At 61.4% G+C, this 4208-nt stretch carries 2 protein-coding genes and 1 pseudogene; 1 reads left to right on the forward strand and 2 read right to left on the reverse strand.

The window, feature by feature from the left end; translation table 11 throughout:
- Positions 1-209, forward strand: a pseudogene (locus IVA95_RS09695) (hypothetical protein); the annotation flags it as partial.
- A gap of 204 nt (positions 210-413) precedes the next feature.
- On the opposite strand, the gene IVA95_RS09700 reads toward IVA95_RS09695, so the two are convergent.
- Positions 414-1655, reverse strand: coding sequence for an autotransporter outer membrane beta-barrel domain-containing protein (locus IVA95_RS09700; RefSeq protein WP_247510281.1), 1242 nt, complete (start codon positions 1653-1655; stop codon positions 414-416).
- A 56-nt stretch (positions 1656-1711) separates the two neighbouring features.
- Entirely contained in the window at positions 1712-3538 is a 1827-nt protein-coding gene (locus IVA95_RS09705) for a hypothetical protein (RefSeq protein WP_247510282.1), read from the reverse strand.
- Between the last annotated feature and the right edge of the window lie 670 nt (positions 3539-4208).

Genomic DNA, 4208 nt, shown 5'->3' on the forward strand with positions numbered 1-4208 from the left:
TGCCTCTGTTCAAGCAGTCCGCTCAGAGGTTGCACCCGAACGGAAGAATGTATCTCCTACTTTCATCAGACAGCAACCTCGCTTTGATGGATCGCCTGACCCGTTCAGCCGGCCTTAGCTCGAAGCAGATTGCAAAGCGCTCAATTTGGGTAGAGGCGTTCTATCTGTATGAGCTTTCGTTGGCAGAAACTGATCTAATACCCGATTAGGAACATCGGATCTGACGGTCTCGGCGTCGTTCTAGGACCGCCAGCCGTCCAAATTTCAAACTCTTTGGCGGCTCCCGACCACTTTCGATGTCCGTTCCGGGTCAATTGCGGCATTCTGGCCGTTGGCAGATCATTCCGGTCCTTCCCGATAAGCAGACATTCTTCGGGTCCGGCGGCATGTCTCAGACGTGCCAACATCGGAAGTCACCAGGCGTAGCGCACGACGCCCTTCCCGGCGTAACTGCGCGTCACGTCGGAGAATTCGCCCTCGAAGGTGGCGGCGAGCGAGAGGCCGCTGATGAATTTTATCTCGGCGGAGGCAGTAGTGAGCGCCGTATCATGCGCCTGCGCCGCGCCGTTGACGACAAACGATGCGCCCGGCAGCGTCTGGAACGTCGCGGCGATATTGCGGTCGGTGTTGAAGTCATGCGCCCAGGCAAAGCGGCCGCGCAAGGTGAAGATCGCATCCGTCATTGCCCAGGATTTATCGGTGCGAACACCCAACTCGCTGCGCGATGCAGTGACGCTCTTCGCGCCGTAGCCCAATGCGAAAGTGTTGGTGCCGGACAGCGCCTGTTCGCCATAGGCGGGCAGATCGAAGGTGGTGAACTGTCCGGCGGCGTAAGGCGTGATCCCCGTCCACGGCGTGACGAAGCGGTAGCCGCCTTCGACGCGGCCGGAGAAGGCGTTGGCGTTGAACTGCGCGCGCAAGCGGTCGATGCCGGCGACCCTGACGGTGCGATCGGTGGTCACGTCCTGCCAGCCATAGGCCAGCGCGCCGGTGACATAGGCTGCGCCGACCTTATGCTTGATGAAAGCGCCGGCCTGGAACAGGTCGGATCGCCCGCTTCCCAATCCATTGGCGGTGCTGAAGCTGGTGCCGCCGCCGGCGAGCGCAAACCCGGCGATGGTCTGCGGCGAGAGCCAGTAATCCGCGCCGACGGCGGCACCGCCGATGCGGCTGGTGGCCATGTTCGACCCGACAACGGCATTGCCGTCGGTAGACTGCGATCCTCCAAAACCCGCGGCCCACACGTTCCAGCGCGACACGAACGTCGGCGCGCGCGGTACCGCTTTCGTGATCATGCCATAGGCATCACGCTCAGCGCCCGCGCGCTTGCGGCCGCTGGCGGCATAGGCGTTGAATGCATCGTCACCCTCGGTAAACCCCGTCGCGCCGGGCGCATCAACGCCGCGATCTGCCGTGAACGGATCGGTCATCACGCCCATGAACTGCGTCATGGCCTGGAACGTCGATTGCTGCGATCCGGTCGCGCCCTCGCCTAACATCTGGGTCAACATCGCCGGTGCCAGCGTGCCGAACGCCACGGGAATGGCACCTCCGGCATTGAAGACATTGCCAACACCGATCTTGAAGGCGCCTGCGACGCTCTGCTCGTTGAGGCTGAGGCCGGCGGGTAGAACCGGGGCGAACTGATAGTTCAAATAGACGTTGTTAGCATCGTAACTAAGATGGGACGTGAAGCCAGCCGGGGCACCCGTCAGCGTGCGAACGTATCGGTGAGGCCACCAGTCACGGTCAGGATGGTGTAGCGGTTCGCGATCGACGACCCCGTAAAGGTTGCGACTACATGCGCGTCACTGAGGAACGCACCGCCGTTCACCTGCGTCTTGTCGGCGCTCAGGCCGAACACCTTGACCGAGTAAAGGCTGCAAGCGCAGAACAGCAGTGCATCGTTGACCGTCAAGGTACCGATGCTGGTCGGCGTTCCCGGTGCCAAGGTCGCGCCGTTGTCGAGAAATGTCGCCGCGACGGTGCCGGTGCCCCCCAGTGTTGCGCCAGGATTGACGAACACGACGCTCGCCCCGGCGACTGAGCCGTTGACGAGCAGCGTGCCGGCGTTGACGTTGACATCGCCTGCGAAAGCGCTGGTGCCGGTCAGCGTCCACACCGAGCTGTCGATCTTGTTGAAGATCCCAAAATTGCGGTACTGCGCCGTGTCGCCGAGCGCGGAGACGTCAAACGTGTCGGCTCCATTGCCGCCGAGCTGGAAGATGTTGCCGCCGGCAGTGGACTGCACCAAGCCGTTTATGACCGAGCCCGGCGCCAGCGTCAGCGTGTTGCCGCCGCCCAGAAACTGGATGGCGGCGACGCTGCCCGAGATCGTCCCGGCGTTGGTGATGTCGAGATGCGGATTGACGAAGGCGCCGCCCGCAACGTGGCGAATGCCGTAGCTCCCGCCGGCGATGCTGCCGCTGTTGGTCGCGGTGAGATTACCCCGCATCTGAATGCCGGCGTTGCCGCCGCTGATGGTGCCGGAGTTGGTCACCGCGAGATCGACGGCAAGTCCGGAACCGCTGACGGCCTGGATACCGTACAGTCCGCCTGTTAGCACGCCCGAATTGACGGACTGCCCTTGCATCGGTGCGCTAAAGCCATCGACGTGAAGGCCCGCGACACCGCCGCTGACAGTGCCGATGTTCAGCACATTACCCGCGCTGAACATTCCGGCCGTGCCTCCGCCTGTCGCGACAATAGTACCGAAATTTGTTGTCAGGCCTCCCGTGGATTGTGTTCCGTGGAATGTCCGGGCGGTAATAACGCCATAATTCGTGATGCTGCCAAAGGCAAATGCTCCGCCGGATTGGCTATCGATCGAGCCGTAATTGATAAAAGTTCCCCCGGCCGAAACCGATGTGAAGTTGCCGGAGTGCGTAATAGAGCCATGGTTGGTGACGAGCGTCTGCGCGCCGATTGTCCGGATGCTCCAGATGCCCGAAGATACAATGGACCCGAAGTTTGTGATCGTGTGCGAGTTGTTAGTATACGCAAGGATAGCGCCGTCACCCGCCGAATTGATCGAACCGTAATTTGTCAAGGTCAGGGGGCCAGTAGTCGCTTCTACACCTGCCCGGCCCGCGGCGGTGATCGACCCGTGATTGACGACGGTTCCCGTCGCGAGGAGCAAGCCAGAACCGTTGGTGCCCGTCACCGATGCTCCTGCCTCGACGGTGATGGTGTTGCTCGTGTCGGTCGCGGTGCCGTATCCGGCAAGTGCATTCTGATCTACCGTCGCGCCGGTACAGGTCACGGTGGCGCTGTTGACCGGCGATGCGGGCGTGCAGGCGGCCCGTGCGGCCTGGCCAGCCAGCAGCACGATCGCGAAAGCCGCGGCCACTGATTGCGCGGCGGCGACAAGGGCACCACTCCGATCGGCGCCGCAAAGCACACGCAGCTTTATCGGAAATCCACGTGCCCTGGACCTTTTCAACGTCACACCCCGCGCAACTGGCGCCGGGGAGACATCACCTCCAGGCCGGCGCATATTCAGCAGGATTTCCGGAGCGATACAATCTGAGATCGACATTTCACGCCGGTTCTACGAGGATCGTTTGTCACTGTACCTATTGGGCAACAGCCTGCTTGGCGCCGAGTTGCGCGCTGAGCAGGATTTGTGAGCGCGCGTAACGCACCAGCAGGCGGTGGTGCCTTGACCAGGTTGGTCATGGGATCCGCGGCAGCCCGGTCGAGAAGTTGTTTGCAGATCACGACGCTGCCGATGCGTAGCTCGCCGAGAATGATCTAGAGGGCGTTGCATTCGAATACGATGTGCTGGACGGGTCATGGCCGACATTCCAAACGGAAAATAACTCGGCACCGATGCCGATTCCGTCCTCAAAACCGAGGCCGATCATCACGCACCCACCGATACTACGGAACGCCTACGTACTGGGAGGTGCGAGGTGGCCTATAACGCTAGGCAGCGCATCTGACCGTTCTCAACGTGAGTGCCAATTGAGTCATTGAAGAACTGGTCGACCAGCCCCGGGGTCGGTATGAAGTGTCGATGCTGTGGCGGGGCTGCTCGCATTATGCTTTAGAGTGCCAGCGAAAGCGCCTTCATAAGGGAAGGCAGCGCCAGACCTGAATGTCCGAATTGGGTCTTGGTTGTGTAAAAACGTCCTTCCTAGGGAAGTCGATGAGAGGCCAGGATCGGTTCAGTCTCAGGCTGCGATTGCAGCCATCAGCGGCTTGGC

It is taken from the genome of Bradyrhizobium sp. 157 (assembly GCF_023073815.1).
Classification (GTDB): Bacteria; Pseudomonadota; Alphaproteobacteria; order Rhizobiales; family Xanthobacteraceae; genus Bradyrhizobium.